At 72.4% G+C, this 15474-nt stretch carries 12 protein-coding genes and 1 pseudogene; 6 read left to right on the forward strand and 7 right to left on the reverse strand.

From position 1 onward, the window contains the following. The first annotated feature begins 75 nt into the window (after nt 1-75). Nucleotides 76-1002: an EamA family transporter gene (locus IG86_RS0103375; protein WP_030894566.1), complete on the forward strand. Its 927-nt coding sequence runs from the start codon at nt 76-78 to the stop codon at nt 1000-1002. Here the strand turns inward: IG86_RS0103375 and IG86_RS0103380 are convergent. Both IG86_RS0103380 and IG86_RS38305 read right to left on the reverse strand, forming a co-directional pair. Next, nucleotides 953-1444: pseudogene (locus IG86_RS0103380) on the reverse strand (GNAT family N-acetyltransferase); the annotation flags it as partial. The gene IG86_RS0103375 and the pseudogene IG86_RS0103380 sit on opposite strands and share 50 nt — an antisense overlap. Nucleotides 1445-1597: 153 nt before the next feature. Further along, a complete protein-coding gene (locus IG86_RS38305) occupies nt 1598-2140 on the reverse strand; it encodes a DUF937 domain-containing protein (protein WP_051784943.1) in 543 nt (180 codons plus the stop codon). Between the two features lie 265 nt (nt 2141-2405). Between IG86_RS38305 and recD2 the strand changes: the two genes are divergently transcribed. Further along, nucleotides 2406-4661, forward strand: coding sequence for an SF1B family DNA helicase RecD2 (gene recD2 / locus IG86_RS0103390; protein ID WP_030819006.1), 2256 nt, complete (start codon nt 2406-2408; stop codon nt 4659-4661). A 182-nt stretch (nt 4662-4843) separates the two neighbouring features. Further along, entirely contained in the window at nt 4844-6133 is a 1290-nt protein-coding gene (locus IG86_RS0103395; protein ID WP_030029946.1) for a citrate synthase, read from the forward strand. Nucleotides 6134-6514: 381 nt separating this feature from the next. On the opposite strand, the gene IG86_RS0103400 is transcribed toward IG86_RS0103395, so the two are convergent. The 5 genes from IG86_RS0103400 to IG86_RS0103420 all read right to left on the reverse strand — a co-directional run bounded on the left by IG86_RS0103400 (nt 6515) and on the right by IG86_RS0103420 (nt 11695). After that, nucleotides 6515-8773 carry a heavy metal translocating P-type ATPase gene (locus tag IG86_RS0103400; protein ID WP_030894572.1) on the reverse strand — a complete coding sequence of 753 codons (2259 nt, stop codon included), beginning with the start codon at nt 8771-8773 and terminating at the stop codon, nt 6515-6517. 116 nt (nt 8774-8889) lie between these two features. Further along, nucleotides 8890-9123, reverse strand: coding sequence for a heavy-metal-associated domain-containing protein (locus tag IG86_RS0103405; RefSeq protein ID WP_030819010.1), 234 nt, complete (start codon nt 9121-9123; stop codon nt 8890-8892). Between the two features lie 140 nt (nt 9124-9263). Next, nucleotides 9264-9464, reverse strand: coding sequence for a helix-turn-helix transcriptional regulator (locus tag IG86_RS0103410; protein WP_030655426.1), 201 nt, complete (start codon nt 9462-9464; stop codon nt 9264-9266). Nucleotides 9465-9746: 282 nt separating this feature from the next. Then, nucleotides 9747-10760: a Gfo/Idh/MocA family protein gene (locus IG86_RS0103415; protein ID WP_030819014.1), complete on the reverse strand. Its 1014-nt coding sequence runs from the start codon at nt 10758-10760 to the stop codon at nt 9747-9749. A gap of 20 nt (nt 10761-10780) precedes the next feature. Then, complete coding sequence (locus tag IG86_RS0103420; RefSeq protein WP_030894574.1) at nt 10781-11695, reverse strand: sugar phosphate isomerase/epimerase family protein; 915 nt, start codon at nt 11693-11695, stop codon at nt 10781-10783. A gap of 26 nt (nt 11696-11721) precedes the next feature. On the opposite strand from IG86_RS0103420, the gene iolC reads away from it, so the two are divergent. The 3 genes from iolC to iolD are packed head-to-tail and all read left to right on the forward strand — an operon-like array spanning nt 11722 to nt 15462. Beyond that, nucleotides 11722-12708, forward strand: coding sequence for a 5-dehydro-2-deoxygluconokinase (iolC, locus tag IG86_RS0103425; protein ID WP_267886289.1), 987 nt, complete (start codon nt 11722-11724; stop codon nt 12706-12708). A 7-nt stretch (nt 12709-12715) separates the two neighbouring features. Beyond that, complete coding sequence (iolB, locus tag IG86_RS0103430) at nt 12716-13591, forward strand: 5-deoxy-glucuronate isomerase (RefSeq protein WP_037941854.1); 876 nt, start codon at nt 12716-12718, stop codon at nt 13589-13591. Next, entirely contained in the window at nt 13588-15462 is a 1875-nt protein-coding gene (gene iolD / locus IG86_RS0103435; protein ID WP_030894580.1) for a 3D-(3,5/4)-trihydroxycyclohexane-1,2-dione acylhydrolase (decyclizing), read from the forward strand. Before iolB ends, iolD begins: the two co-directional genes overlap by 4 nt. The last annotated feature ends 12 nt before the right edge of the window (nt 15463-15474 follow it).

The following is a 15474-nucleotide window of genomic DNA, read 5'->3' on the forward strand; positions in this document are numbered from 1 at the left end:
TCATCAGCATTGCTTCATCCATGGATGAAGGGATTCGCGCTGGTGCTACATGGTCACGGGGTCGATGCTCGGTGCATGCGTCCCGTACACACCGCACTCGCCGTGCTCGTCGCCGCCGTCTGGGGCTTCAACTTCGTTGTCATCGAGATCGGACTCGACCACTTCCCGCCCCTGTTGCTGTCCGCGCTGCGCTTCCTCGTCGCCGCCCTGCCCGCCGTGTTCTTCGTCGGGCGGCCCAAGGTGGCCTGGAAATGGATCGCGGGGGTGGGGATCGCCCTGGGCATCGCCAAGTTCGGCCTGCTCTTCACCGGCATGGACGCGGGGATGCCGGCCGGGCTGTCCTCCCTCGTGCTGCAGATCCAGGCCGTCTTCACCGCCGTCCTCGCCGCCGTCGTGCTCCGCGAGCGGCCGGGCCGGGTGCGGGTGACCGGCATGGCCGTGGCGCTGGCCGGGATCGCGGTGGCCGCCGTGGACGGGGGGACCTCCGGGCCGGTCCTCGGCTTCACCCTGGTCGTGGCGGCCGCCGCCTGCTGGGGCGTCTCCAACGTCCTGACCCGCAAGGCCTCCCCGCCGGACGCGCTGAACTTCATGGTGTGGGTGTGCACCGTGCCCGTGGTGCCGTTGTTCGGCCTGTCGCTGCTCCTGGAGGGCCCCGCGCGGGACCTGGCCGCGCTGCGGGCCCTGGACTGGTCCGGGGTCGGTGTCATCGCGTACGTCGCCTGGGTCTCGACCGTCTTCGGCTTCGGGGCCTGGGGCTACCTGCTGCGCCGCTACCCGGCCTCGTCGGTGGCCCCCTTCAGCCTGCTGGTGCCGGTCTTCGGGATGTCCTCGGCGGCCCTGGTGCTGGGGGAGCAGGTGTCCGGCCTGCGCTGGCTGGCGGCGGTGCTGCTGGTCGGCGGGGTGGCGCTGACGTCGCTGGCCCCCGTGCGGCCCCGGGCCCGCACCGCGGCCGTCAGCGCGGGGAGCCGTCCTGCAGCGGCAGACGCCAGTCCTGCCCGATGAGGGAGACCCCGTACGAGCGGTGCGGGCGCTCGGCGACCAGCGTGAACCCGGCCCGCAGGTAGAGCTCGCGGGCGTCGGTCAGCACGTCGTTGGTCCACAGCACCAGCTCGCGGTAGCCCACCGAGCGGGCGAAGGCGACGACCGTGTCGACCAGCAGGCCGCCGATGCCGCGGCCGCGTCCCTCCGGGTCGACCAGGAGCAGCCTCAGCCGGGCGGTGCCGGGCGCGCCGTCCTCCCGTACGCACATCACCGAGCCCACCGGGCGGCCGTCCAGCTCGGCGATCCAGACCCGTTCCAGGTACGGGTCGTGGTCCTCGGCGAAGTCCGCGACGATCCGGGCCACCAGGCCCTCGAACTCGGCGTTCCAGCCGTACTCGGCGGCGTACAGCGCGCCGTGCCGCTGCACGATCCAGCCCAGTTCGCCGGGCCCCGGATCGCGCAGGCGCACTCCCTTCGCCTCGGGGTCCTCAGGGGGCCGGGGTGCCGTGGGCGTGTCCATGGCGCCCGAGGATAGCGCGCGGGCCGGGCCGGGGGGACGTCCCGCGACCCCCGGCCCGCCTTGCGCCGTACGGGTTGCCCGGGCCCGGGGCGTGTCCTACTTCTTGCCGCCGCCGAGGATCTGGCCCAGGAGGTCGCCGAGCCCGCCGCCCGCGCCGGCGGCGCCGGGGGCCCCGCCCGCCGGTGCACCGGCCCCCGGCGGGGCGCCCGGGGCCCTGCCGGCGGCGGCACGCTTGGCGAACACGGCCAGCAGGACCGGGATCAGCATCTCGATGACCCGGCTGACGGTGGCCGCGGGGATGCCGGTCTTCTTCGAGACGGCGTTGGCGACGGGCCGGCTCAGCTTGGCCAGCACCCCGGCCATCATTGCGCCGCTCAGCAGCCCGCCGAGACCGCCGCCGAGGGTGGACACGCCCTCCAGCGGGGGCTCGGCGACCTCGGCGAAGGCCTGGCGCACCTCCGCGCCGTCCTCGTCGTCGGCACCGGCCTTCTGCTGGAGACCGCCGGTCATCGCGCCGACCGTGGTGGCGACCGTGTCGCGTGCGCCGGCGGTGTCCGTGCCGAGCAGCGAGGCGATCTCGTTCAGCCTGTCGTCGCCGAGCTCGCCCAGCACGTCGTCCTGGAATGAAGATTCGCTCATGCCTGAAACGCTACTTCTGTGCCGATTCACCGGCACTTCGGGTAGGCGTTGGGTAACGGAAACGTAAATCTGCGACTCCGGATGCAACCCTCCCGGGGGGCCGTGGGTCGTATGTTGCGTCGGCACTTCCGGGGAGGGATCTGGGGGGATCGGGAAGTCCGACGAGGGAGGGGTAACCGTGAGGGGGTCCGGCCGTGAGGCGGGACCCCCTTCGCGCTGTCCACAGGCCTGACGGGATGTCGGCCCCGCCCGGTAGCTTCGGGTCATGGCAACGGACGGGGCACCTGCGGCGGTGCAACTGGCGGTGGTCGAGGGCGTGCTCGAGCGCATCACCTACGCCAACGAGGACAGCGGCTACACGGTCGCCCGCGTCGACACCGGCCGCGGCAGCGGCGACCTGCTCACCGTGGTCGGCTCCCTGCTCGGGGCGCAGCCCGGCGAATCGCTGCGCATGGAGGGCCGCTGGGGCTCCCACCCGCAGTACGGCAGGCAGTTCAGCGTGGAGAACTACCGCACGGTCCTGCCCGCCACCATCCAGGGCATCCGGCGCTATCTCGGCTCCGGCCTGATCAAGGGCATCGGCCCGAAGATCGCCGACCGGATCGTGGAGCACTTCGGCACCGACACGCTCGATGTGATCGAGGCCGAGCCGAAGCGGCTGATCGAGGTGCCCGGGCTCGGCCCCAAGCGGACGAAGCTGATCGGGGCGGCCTGGGAGGAACAGAAGGCCATCAAGGAGGTGATGGTCTTCCTGCAGGGCGTCGGCGTCTCCACCTCCATCGCGGTGCGCATCTACAAGAAGTACGCCGACGCCTCCATCTCCGTCGTCAGGAACCAGCCCTACCGGCTCGCCGCCGACGTGTGGGGCATCGGCTTCCTCACCGCCGACCGCATCGCGCAGGCCGTCGGGATCCCGCACGACAGCCCCGAGCGGGTGAAGGCCGGGCTGCAGTACGCCCTGTCCCAGTCCACCGACCAGGGCCACTGCTTCCTGCCCGAGGAGAAGCTCATCGCCGACGGCGTCAAACTGCTCCAGGTCGACACCGGGCTGGTGATCGAGTGCCTGGCCGAACTGGCCGCCGATCCGGAAGGCGTCGTACGGGAGTCCGTGCCGGATCCGCAGGGCGGGCCCGATCCGCTGACCGCCGTGTACCTGGTGCCCTTCCACCGGGCCGAGCTGTCCCTGGTCGGGCAGGTGCGCCGGCTGCTGAACGCCGAGGACGACCGGATGCCGTCCTTCCAGGACGTGGACTGGGACAAGGCCCTCGGCTGGCTCGCCGGGCGTACGGGGGCCGCGCTCGCCCCCGAGCAGCGGGACGCGGTCAAACTGGCGCTGACCCGCCGGGTCGCGGTCCTCACCGGCGGCCCCGGCTGCGGCAAGTCCTTCACCGTGCGCTCCATCGTCGAGCTGGCCCGGGCCAAGAAGGCCAAGGTGGTGCTGGCCGCGCCCACCGGCCGGGCGGCGAAGCGGCTCTCGGAACTCACCGGGGCCGAGGCCTCCACGGTGCACCGGCTGCTGGAGCTCAAACCGGGCGGGGACGCGGCGTACGACCGGGACCGGCCGCTGGACGCCGACCTGGTCGTGGTCGACGAGGCCTCGATGCTGGACCTGCTGCTGGCCAACAAGCTGGTCAAGGCCGTGGCGCCGGGTGCCCACCTGCTGCTGGTGGGGGACGTGGACCAGCTGCCCTCGGTCGGCGCCGGGGAGGTGCTGCGGGACCTGCTCGCGGAGGGCGGCCCGGTGCCCGCGGTGCGCCTCACCCGGATCTTCCGGCAGGCCCAGCAGTCCGGCGTGGTCACCAACGCGCACCGGATCAACACCGGCGTCCAGCCCATCACCGACGGGCTGCCGGACTTCTTCCTCTTCCCCGAGGAGGACACCGAGGCGGCGGGCGTGCTGGCCGTGGACGTGGCGGCCCGCAGGATCCCGGCCCGGTTCGGCCTCGACCCGAGACGGGACGTCCAGGTGCTCGCCCCCATGCACCGGGGCCCGGCGGGCGCGGGCAACCTCAACGGGCTGCTCCAGCAGGCGATGACGCCGGCCCGGCCGAACCTGCCGGAGAAGCGGTTCGGCGGCCGGGTCTTCCGGGTGGGCGACAAGGTCACCCAGATCCGCAACAACTACGACAAGGGCGCGAACGGCGTCTTCAACGGCACCGTCGGCGTCGTCATCGGCCTGGACGCGGACGAACAGCGCCTGACCGTGCGGACGGAGGAGGACGAGGAGATCGCCTACGAGTTCTCCGAGCTCGACGAACTGGCCCACGCCTACGCCGTCACCATCCACCGCTCCCAGGGGAGTGAATATCCCGCGGTGGTGATCCCGGTCACCACCGGCGCTTGGATGATGCTCCAGCGCAATCTGCTCTACACGGCGGTGACCAGGGCGAAGAAACTGGTCGTCCTCGTCGGGTCCCGGAAAGCCCTCGGGCAGGCGGTGCGTACCGTTTCCGCAGGCAGGAGGTACACGGCGGTCGCGCCACGGCTGTCCGGACGGATACCGGTGGGAAACATCACCTAGATGATCGATCATTTGGGGTTCCCGCCACCGTGCGGAGGGGGCAGGATGAGCAGGTTGGCGGCACTCAGTGCCGTCAGAAAGACCAAAGGCCGACCCCGAGTGCACTCTCCTGCGCCAAATGGGGGAAGGTAGAGGCAGTCAGGGCACCTCGAAGAAGAGGCACTACGTCGGTGAGGGATGACGTGAGCGACAACTCTGTAGTACTCCGGTACGCGGACGGCGAATACACCTACCCGGTGGTTGAGAGCACCGTCGGCGACCAGGGCTTCGACATCTCGAAGCTGCGGGCCCAGACCGGGCTCGTCACGCTGGACAGTGGCTACGGCAACACCGCCGCCTACAAGTCCGCGATCACCTACCTCGACGGTGAGCAGGGCATCCTGCGTTACCGCGGCTACCCGATCGAGCAGCTGGCGGAGCGCTCGACCTTCATCGAGGTCGCCTACCTGCTGATCAACGGTGAGCTGCCGACCGTCGACCAGCTCGCGTCGTTCCGCAACGAGATCACCCAGCACACGCTGCTGCACGAGGACGTCAAGCGCTTCTACGACGGCTTCCCGCGCGACGCCCACCCGATGGCCATGCTGTCCTCGGTGGTCAGCGCGCTGTCGACGTTCTACCAGGACAGCCACAACCCCTTCGACGAGACGCAGCGCAACCTCTCGACGATCCGGCTGCTGGCCAAGCTCCCGACGATCGCGGCCTACGCGTACAAGAAGTCGGTCGGCCACCCGGTGGTCTACCCGCGCAACGACCTCGGCTACGTCGAGAACTTCCTGCGCATGACCTTCTCCGTGCCGGCCCAGGAGTACGACCTGGACCCGGTCGTCGTCTCCGCGCTCGACAAGCTGCTGATCCTGCACGCGGACCACGAGCAGAACTGCTCGACCTCCACCGTGCGTCTGGTCGGTTCCTCGCAGGCGAACATGTTCGCCTCGATCTCCGCCGGCATCTCGGCCCTGTGGGGCCCGCTGCACGGTGGCGCCAACCAGTCCGTCCTCGAGATGCTGGAAGGCATCAAGAACGACGGCGGCGACGTCGACGCCTTCATCCGCAAGGTGAAGAACAAGGAAGACGGCGTCCGCCTCATGGGCTTCGGACACCGCGTCTACAAGAGCTTCGACCCCCGGGCGAAGATCATCAAGGCGGCGGCGCACGACGTCCTCTCGGCGCTCGGCAAGAGCGACGAGCTGCTCGACATCGCGCTCAAGCTGGAGGAGCACGCGCTCGCCGACGAGTACTTCGTCTCGCGCAACCTCTACCCGAACGTGGACTTCTACACCGGTCTGATCTACCGGGCCATGGGCTTCCCGACCGAGATGTTCACCGTGCTCTTCGCGCTCGGCCGCCTTCCCGGCTGGATCGCCCAGTGGCACGAGATGATCAAGGAGCCGGGTTCCCGCATCGGCCGCCCGCGCCAGATCTACACGGGCGAGGTCCTGCGCGACTTCGTTCCGGTCGAGGCCCGCTGACCCGAGGCTCTCCGGCGCCCCGCAGGACTGCGCGGCGCGACCGCAGGCACACGAGAAGCGCCCCGCCGTCGATCCCCCCACGGGTCGACGGTCGGGGCGTTTCCCTTTTCCCCCCGAAACGGATTCCCCCCACGGGACCCGGATCGGGGCGTCCTTGAGCCGGGACCCGTTCGGGTCGGGAGGGCCGCTCAAAGCCTCCCGCGGGCACGTGTCCCGGCCGGCGGATGCCGCGGAAAACCCCCAAGGTTTCCGTGGAACGTCCCCCAAGACGTTCCTGGCATCGCCCCATTAGACCTGTCGCGACCCCGGATGGTTACGTTGAGGTCACTGTGATCTGCGTCTCCCGTGAAGGAAGTGTGGGAACGATGCGAAGGCGATCCACTAGCGGAAGGACCGCAACCGCAGGCTGTTGGTCACCACGAAGACCGAGGAGAAGGCCATCGCGGCCCCCGCGATCATCGGGTTGAGCAGGCCGGCCGCCGCGAGCGGGAGGGCGGCGACGTTGTAGCCGAAGGCCCAGAAGAGGTTGCCCTTGATGGTGGCCAGGGTCCGGCGGGAGAGCCGGATCGCGTCCGCCGCCACCCGCAGGTCGCCCCGTACGAGGGTCAGGTCGCCGGCCTCTATGGCGGCGTCGGTGCCGGTGCCCATGGCCAGCCCCAGGTCGGCCTGGGCCAGCGCGGCCGCGTCGTTGACCCCGTCGCCGACCATGGCGACCGTACGGCCCTCGGCCTGGAGGCGGCGTACGACGTCCACCTTGTCCTGCGGGAGCACCTCGGCGATCACCTCGTCGATGCCCACCTCGCGGGCGACCGTCTCGGCGACGGCCCGGTTGTCGCCGGTCAGCAGCACCGGGGTCAGGCCCAGTTCCCGCAGCCGGGCGACCGCCTCGGCGCTGGTCTCCTTGACCGCGTCGGCCACGGTCAGGACCCCGCGTGCCGCGCCGTCCCACGCCACCAGCACGGCGGTGCCGCCCTCCGCCTCGGCGGCCGCCTTGGCCTGCGCCAGCCCGGCCGGCAGGGTGATCGACCAGTCCGCCAGCAGCTGCTCGCGGCCGACCAGCACGGCGTGCCCGTCGACCACGCCCTGGACGCCGAGACCGGCGAGGTTCTCGAAGCCCTCCGGCACGGGCAGGGCGCCCGCCCGGTCGGCGGCGGCCGTGGCCACGGCCCGGGCGATCGGGTGCTCCGAGGCGTGCTCCAGCGACCCCGCCAGGCGCAGCAGTTCGAGCTCGTCGACCCCCTCGGCGGCGACGACGCCGGCGAGGGTCATCCGGCCCGTGGTGACGGTGCCGGTCTTGTCGAGGACGACGGTGTCCACGCGGCGGGTGGACTCCAGCACCTCGGGGCCCTTGATCAGGATGCCGAGCTGCGCGCCGCGCCCGGTGCCGACCATCAGCGCGGTCGGGGTGGCCAGGCCCAGGGCGCACGGGCAGGCGATGATCAGGACGGCGACGGCGGCGGTGAAGGCGGCCGTCGGGTCGTCGGTGACGAGCAGCCAGGTGATCCAGGTGCCGAGCGCGAGGACCAGGACGAGGGGTACGAAGACCCCGGAGATCCGGTCGGCGAGGCGCTGGACCTCGGCCTTGCCGTTCTGCGCGTCCTCCACCAGCCTGGCCATCCGGGCGAGCTGGGTGTCGGCCCCGACCCTGGTGGCCTCGACGAGCAGGCGCCCGGAGGTGTTGACGGTGGCGCCGGTGACGGCGTCGCCGACGGACACCTCGACCGGGACGGATTCGCCGGTCAGCATGGAGGCGTCCACGGCGGAACTGCCCTCGACGACCGTGCCGTCGGTGGCGATCTTCTCGCCGGGGCGGACGACGAAGCGGTCGCCGACGGTGAGCGCGGCCACCGGGATGCGCACCTCCTTGCCCGCGCGCAGGACGACGACGTCCTTGGCGCCCAGCTCCAGCAGGGCCTTGAGGGCCGCGCCCGCCTTCCGCTTGGAGCGGGCCTCCAGGTAGCGGCCGAGGAGGATGAAGGTGACGACCCCGGCCGCGACCTCCAGATAGATGGCGGTGGAGCCGTCCGTACGGGAAATGCTGAGGTCGAAGCCGTGCCGCATGCCGGGCATGCCCGCGTGGCCGAGGAACAGCGCCCACAGTGACCAGGCGAAGGCGGCGAGCGTGCCGACCGAGACCAGGGTGTCCATGGTGGCGGCGCCGTGCCGGGCGTTGGTCCAGGCGGCCTTGTGGAAGGGGAAGCCGCCCCAGACCACGACGGGCGCGGCGAGGGTCAGGGAGAGCCACTGCCAGTTGTCGAACTGGAGGGAGGGGATCATCGCGAACAGGACGACGGGCAGGGCGAGCGCGGCGGAGACCAGCAGCCGCTGCCGCAGGGCCGAGAGCACCGGGTCGGGAGCCGCGGGCGGCTCCTCCTGGCCGGCCGCCGGGGGCGCCGGGGCGGGCGGGGCGGGTTCCTCGGCGGTGTAGCCGGTCTTGACGACGGTCGCGATCAGGTCCGCGACCCGGACGCCGTCACCGTAGGAGACGTGGGCCTTCTCGGTGGCGTAGTTCACCGTGGCCTCGACGCCGTCCATCCGGTTGAGCTTCTTCTCGATGCGGGCCGCGCAGGAGGCGCAGGTCATCCCGCCGATCGAAAGTTCGACCGCCGTTATCGGTCCGTCGTGCACTGTGCTGGTCATGTTCCGGCTCCAGGGGGATGGCCGGGCCGTACGGGTCCAGTATGAGCTGGCCGGCACGGCCCGGCGGGGTGCTGCGAAGTGCCGAGGGTTCTGCCGAAGGAGGGGGCGGGTGCCGCTCAGACCCGTCCGGCGAGCTCGTAGCCGGCCTCGTCCACGGCCGCGCGGACGTCCTCGTCGGCCAGCGGGGCGGCGGAGACCACGGTGACCTCGCCGGACGAGGCGACGGCCTTGACCGAGGTGACGCCCGGCAGGGCGGCGATCTCGCCGGTCACCGCGCCCTCGCAGTGGCCGCAGGTCATGCCGGTCACCCGGTAGACGGTGGTGGTCTGGGTGTCCGTCTCGGCGGTCATGTCGTTCTCCTCTTCAGGGGTGTGTCCGGTCACCGGGAGGGGTGGCCGATGACTCCACCGTCCTCCCGACGATCCGAGACTATACCCCTGGGGGGTATAAAGCGAGCATCGGCTCCCGGTCTTTTCGCGCGGCGGCGGGCTCAGTCCTCGCGGCGCCCCCGGTTGCCGGGCCGGCGGGCCACCCAGGCCCGGACCGTCTCGGCGTACCAGTACGGCTTGCCGCCCTCCACGTGGTCGGGCGGCGGAAGAAGGCCGTGCTTGCGGTAGGAGCGCACGGTGTCCGGCTGGACCCGGATGTGTGCGGCGATCTCCTTGTACGACCACAGCTGTCGGTCGCTCATTTCGGACACCTCCTGGTCCACGCCGCCGGGCCGGCCGGGTGGCCGTCGGGGGGATCCGGCGCGTGGACGCTGACGATCACTCGCGTTGTGCCCGGGGAACGACGCGGGACGAGGGCCCGGGAGGGGCTGTCGACCCCCTGTGACGGAAAACCCGCGTAACGCGGACATGCGTGACACGAAGGCGACCCCTGTGACCGGAGCGTCACAGGGGTCGTATGGGGAGAACGCGCGAGGGCCGTGAGACCGGCGAACGGCGGCTCGGCGTGCGGACACCCCTGCTGATCAGCGGTACAGCGCCGGCCGCTCCGCGAGCTCCACCACGGTCCGCACGCCGCTGCGCGCGGCCGCGAGGCCCGCCTCGGAGACGGCGGCCGCCGCGTAGCCGTCCCACGCGTCGGGCCCCGCCACCCGGCCGCGCGCGGCGGCGGCCACCCAGCGCCGCAGCTGACGGTCGTAGGCGTCGGCGAAGCGCACCGTGAAGTCCTGGTCGATCGCGCCGCCCCACCGGCCCGCCGCCTGCACCACCATCGCGTGGCCGTCGCCGATCCGGGCACTGCCCGCCTCGCCGACCGCCTCGCACTGCACCTGGTAGCCGAAGCCGCAGTTGACGAAGATCTCCACGTCGACGACGGCCCCTCCGGAGGTCTCCAGCAGCACCATCCGGGGATCGCTCAGCCCCTCGGGCGCGGCCGACGTCGGCCGCGGCGAGAGCACCGTCACCGCGGTGATCTCCTGCCCCAGCAGCCAGCGGGCGGCGTCCACCTCGTGCACCACGGAGTCGCTGATCAGCATGTCGCTGGTGAAGAAGGACGGCGAGGAGGCGTTGCGGTGCCGGCAGTGCAGGAAGAGCGGACGGCCGATCCCGCCCGCGTCCAGCAGCTCCTTGAGCCGCTCGTACTCGGCGTCGTGGCGCCGCATGAACCCCACCTGCACCAGGCGCCGACCCAACCGCTGCTCGGCCTCCATGACGCGCAGCGCCCCCGCCGGCTCCGGGGTCAGCGGCTTCTCGCACAGCACCGGCAGCTCCCGCTCCAGGGCCTGCAGGATCGCTTCCTCGTGGGCGGGCCCGGGGGACGCGATCAGTACGGCCCGGACCCCGGGCGCGGCTATCGCAGCCGCCGGGTCGGTGTGCGCGCTCGCGCCGTCGAGGGCGCCCGCGACCTCCTTGACCCGGTCCCCGTCCGGATCGGCCACGGCCACCACCCGGGCCCCTCCGACGGTCCGCCCGAACCGGCGCACGTGGTCCGCGCCCATCTTCCCGGTGCCGATGACGGCGATGCCGAGCGTGCTGGTCATGTCGTGTTCCCTCCGGAATGTCAGCGGGCGCCACAGGAGCGCAGATAGGCGCGGGTGCGGCGGGCGATCGGCAGCGGCCGGTCGGGCGGGCAGGGGTACATGTCCTGCTCCACGATGGCGAACAGGTCCACCCCCAGCCGCTGGGCCGCCGCCAGTACGGGCTCCAGCGCGGGCACCCCCGACGGCGGCTCGCACATCACCCCGCGGCCCACGGCCGGCCCGAAGGGCAGCTCCTGGGCGACGACTTCGGCGAGGATCCGCGGGTCCACCTGCTTGAGGTGGAGATAGCCGATCCGTTCGGCGAAGGTCTCCACGGCCTGCACGCTGTCCCCGCCGCAGTACGCGTAGTGGCCGGTGTCCAGGCAGAGCGAGACCAGACCGGGGTCGGTGGCGTCCAGGAAGCGGGCCACGTTCTCCGGGGTGTCGATGTGGGTGTCGGCGTGCGGATGGACGACGATCCGCAGCCCGTACCGGACCTGCACCTCGCGGCCGAGACGCTCGGTCTGGGAGGCCAGTTCCCGCCACTGGGCGGCGGTGAGGGTGCGGTCCTCCAGCACCTTCCCGGTCTTGTCGTCCCGCCAGAAGGAGGGGATGACGACGAGATGGGCCGCGCCCATGGCCTGGGTGAGCGCCGCGATCCGCGACACGTGCTCCCAGGTCTCCTCCCACACGGCGGGCCCGTGATGGAGTCCGGTGAAGACGGTTCCCGCCGAGACCCGCAGGCCGCGCGCGGCCGTCTCCTCGGCGAGGCGGGCGGGATCCGTGGGGAGGTAGCCGTACGGGCCGAGCTCGATCCACTCGTACCCGGCCTCGGCCACCTCGTCGAGAAAACGCCGCCAGGGAGTCTGCTGCGGGTCGTCGGGGAACCAGACACCCCAGGAGTCCGGAGCCGAACCGATCCGGATACGGGTCAACGCGGGCGGGGAGGACGTCATAACGGCCACCTTAGGGTGGAGGACGAGTGGGAGGACTGACTGTGACCGGCACCGGCGATCCGTATCCGTTCGACCTGATCACGATGGGCCGGATCGGGGTGGATCTCTACCCGTTGACGACCGGCGTACCACTGGCCGAGGCGGAGACCTTCGGCAAGTTCCTGGGCGGCTCCCCGGCGAACGTGGCCGTGGCGGCGGCCCGGCTCGGCCGGCGGGTGGCGGTGATCAGCCGGACCGGCGCGGACCCCTTCGGCACGTATCTGCGCACCGAGCTGCGGGGCTTCGGGGTGGACGACCGGTGGGTGACCGAGGTCGCCGGGCTCCCCACCCCGATCACCTTCTGCGAGATGTTCCCGCCCGACCGTTTCCCGCTGTACTTCTACCGGCTGCCGAAGGCCCCGGACCTGGAGATCGCGGCGGACGAGGTGGACCTCGAGTCGGTACGGGCGGCCCGGGTGTTCTGGATGACGGGCACCGGCCTGAGCGAAGAGCCCTCACGGGCGGCGACGCTCGCGGCGCTGGAGGCCCGCGGCAGCGACCGGTCGGCGACGACGGTGTTCGACCTCGACTGGCGGCCGATGCTGTGGCGGGAGAAACCGGAACCGTACTACGAGCGGGCGCTCGCGCACGCCACGGTGGCCGTCGGGAACCCGGAGGAGTGCGAGATCGCCACGGGCGAGTCCGACCCGTACGCGGCGGCCCGGGCGCTGCTCGCCGCCGGGGTGGAACTGGCGGTGGTCAAACGCGGCCCGGAGGGCGTGCTGGCGGTCCACCGCGACGGGACGGTGGCGCAGGCGGCGCCGGTCGCGGTGGACGTGGTCAACGGGCTGGGCGCGGGGGACGCGTTCGGCGGGGCGCTGTGCCACGGGCTGCTGGCGGGATGGGAGTTGGAGCGTGTCGTGCGGTACGCGAACGCGGCGGGGGCGATCGTGGCCTCGCGGCTGGCGTGCTCCAGCGCGATGCCGTTCTCTCACGAGGTGGAGGAGGTGCTGGGGCGTGCCGGTGGTGTCTGAGTGGGCGATGGAGTGGACGCGGCTGCGGGTGCTGGCCCTGCAGCCGGGCGAGACGTACGCGTTCCCTTCGGGGGAGTGCGAATGGATCGTGCTCCCGCTGTCGGGCGGCTGCGAGGTCCGTTGCGATCCAGCCTCGCCGGCGTTTGAGGCGCGGGGGTTCGGGGGCAGCGCCCCCGCAGCGGAGCCGCACGTCTTCGAACTGCGGGGACGGGCAGGGGTGTTCCAGGGCGTCACCGACTTCGCGTACGTGCCGCGCGACGCGCACGTGGAAGTGGCCTCCGCCGCAGGCGGCCGGTTCGCCCTGGCCGGTGCGCAGTGTGCGACGAGGCTGCCCCCGCGGTACGGCCCCGCCGAGGCCGTGGCCGTCGAGCTGCGCGGCGCGGACCGGTGCTCGCGCCAGGTCAACAACTTCGCCGCCGCGGGCCCCACCGGCTTCGAGTGCGACCGGCTGATCGCCGTCGAGGTCCTCACCCCCGGCGGGAACTGGTCCTCGTACCCCCCGCACAAGCACGACGAGCACCGCCCCGGCGAGGAGTCCCGCCTGGAGGAGATCTACTACTACGAGATCGCCCCGCACGGGGACACCCCCGGCCTCGGGTACCAGCGCGTCACGCCCTCCCCGGCGGGGAAGACCGACATCCTGACCGAGGTGCGGACCGGCGACGCCGTGCTGATCCCGGACGGCTGGCACGGTCCGTCCATGGCCGCCCCCGGCCACGACATGTACTACCTGAACGTGATGGCCGGACCGGACACCGGCGGGCCCAGGCAGTGGCTGATCCGCGACCACCCCGACCACGGCTGGATCCGCGGCAGCTGGGAGGGGCAGGACGTCGACCCCCGGCTGCCCTTCCCCCGAGCAGGAGCGGAGGACCACCGATGAGGCTCACCGTCGCCCAGGCGCTCGTACGCTTCCTCGCCGCGCAGTACACCGAGCGCGACGGCCGCCGCCGGCGGCTGGTCGCCGCCACCTGGGGGATCTTCGGCCACGGGAACGTCGCCGGGATCGGCCAGGCCCTGCTGGAATCCGGCCCCGACGCCATGCCCTTCCTCCAGGGCCGCAACGAGCAGGCCATGGTGCACGCCGCCGTCGGGTACGCCCGCCAGAGCGGCCGGCTGTCCACGCACGCCGTCACCACCTCGATCGGCCCGGGCGCCACCAACCTCGTCACCGGCGCCGCCCTCGCCACGATCAACCGGATCCCGGTGCTCCTGCTGCCCGGGGACACCTTCGCCACCCGGCCCGCCGATCCGGTCCTCCAGCAGCTGGAGGTCCCGTACGCCGCAGACGTCTCCGTCAACGACGCCCTGCGGCCCGTCTCCCGCCACTTCGACCGGATCACCCGCCCCGAGGCCCTGGTCCCGGCCGCCCTGCAGGCCGTACGCGTGCTCACCGACCCGGTGCAGACCGGCGCCGTCACCCTCGCGCTGCCGCAGGACGTGCAGGCGGAGGCGTACGAATGGCCCGAGGAGTTCTTCGCCGAGCGGGTCTGGCGCGTACGCCGGCCGCGGCCCGACCGCGCCGAGCTCGCCGCCGCCGCGGACGCCGTGCGGGGCTCCGCGCGTCCCCTGATCGTCGCCGGCGGCGGAATCCGGCACAGCGGGGCGCAGGCCGCCCTCGCCGCCCTGGCCGAGGCCACCGGGATCCCGGTCGCCGTCACGCAGGCGGGCAAGGGCGTGCTCCCGTACGGCCATCCCGCCGACGTCGGCGGGATCGGCCACACCGGCACGGCCACCGCCGACGCCCTGGCCCGCGAGGCCGACGTGGTCCTCGCCGCCGGGACCCGGCTCAGCGACTTCACCACCGCCTCGGCGACCCTGTTCCAGAATCCGGCCGTCCGGTTCGTCGGCCTCAACCTGGACCCGTACGACGCCCACAAGCTCGCCGCCCGCCCCCTGGTCGCCGACGCCCGAGAGGCGCTCGACGAACTCCGGGAGGCGCTGGCCGGCCACCGTGTGGACGCCGCGTACGAGACGGCGTACCGGCAGGGGGCCGCCCGCTGGGACGCCGTCGTCGACCGGGCGTACGCCGTGTCCGCGCCCGACGAGGAGCTCCCGCCCACCCAGGCCCAGGTGCTCGGGCTCCTCGACGCTCTCGTCGACGCCACCGACATCCTGGTCAACGCCGCCGGCTCGCTCCCCGGCGACCTGCACAAGCTGTGGCGGGCCCGGTCCGCGGACCAGTACCACGTGGAGTACGGGTACTCCTGCATGGGCTACGAGATCCCCGCCGCCATCGGGGTCGCGCTCGCCGCGCCCGGCCGGCCCGTGTGGGCGCTGGTCGGCGACGGGACGTACCTGATGAACCCGACCGAGATCGTCACGGCCGTCCAGGAGGGCGTCCCGATCAGGGTGGTCGTCCTGGACAACCACGGCTACGCCTCCATCGGCGGCCTCTCCGGGGCGGTGGGCGCCGAGGGCTTCGGCACTGCCTACCGCTTCCGGGCGGCCGACGGCACGTACACCGGGGACCCCCTTCCGGTGGACCTCGCGGCCAACGCGGCCTCCCTCGGAATGGCCGTGATCCGCGCCCGCACCGTACGTGACCTGCGGGAAGCCCTCGCCGAGGCCCGCTCGGCGACGCGTCCCACATGTGTCTACGTACAGACCCGAACGCCCGACACTGTGTCGGGCCCACCCCCGGCACAGGCGTGGTGGGATGTTCCTGTGGCCGAGACCGCGACCCGCAAGGCGGCGTCCCAGGCCCGTGAAGAGTACGACCGGCAAGCCGCGCAGCGACGTCGCCATCTGTGAAGGAGCAATAGG

Origin of the sequence: Streptomyces virginiae (genome assembly GCF_000720455.1) — a bacterium.
In the GTDB taxonomy this organism is placed as follows: domain Bacteria; phylum Actinomycetota; class Actinomycetes; order Streptomycetales; family Streptomycetaceae; genus Streptomyces; species Streptomyces virginiae.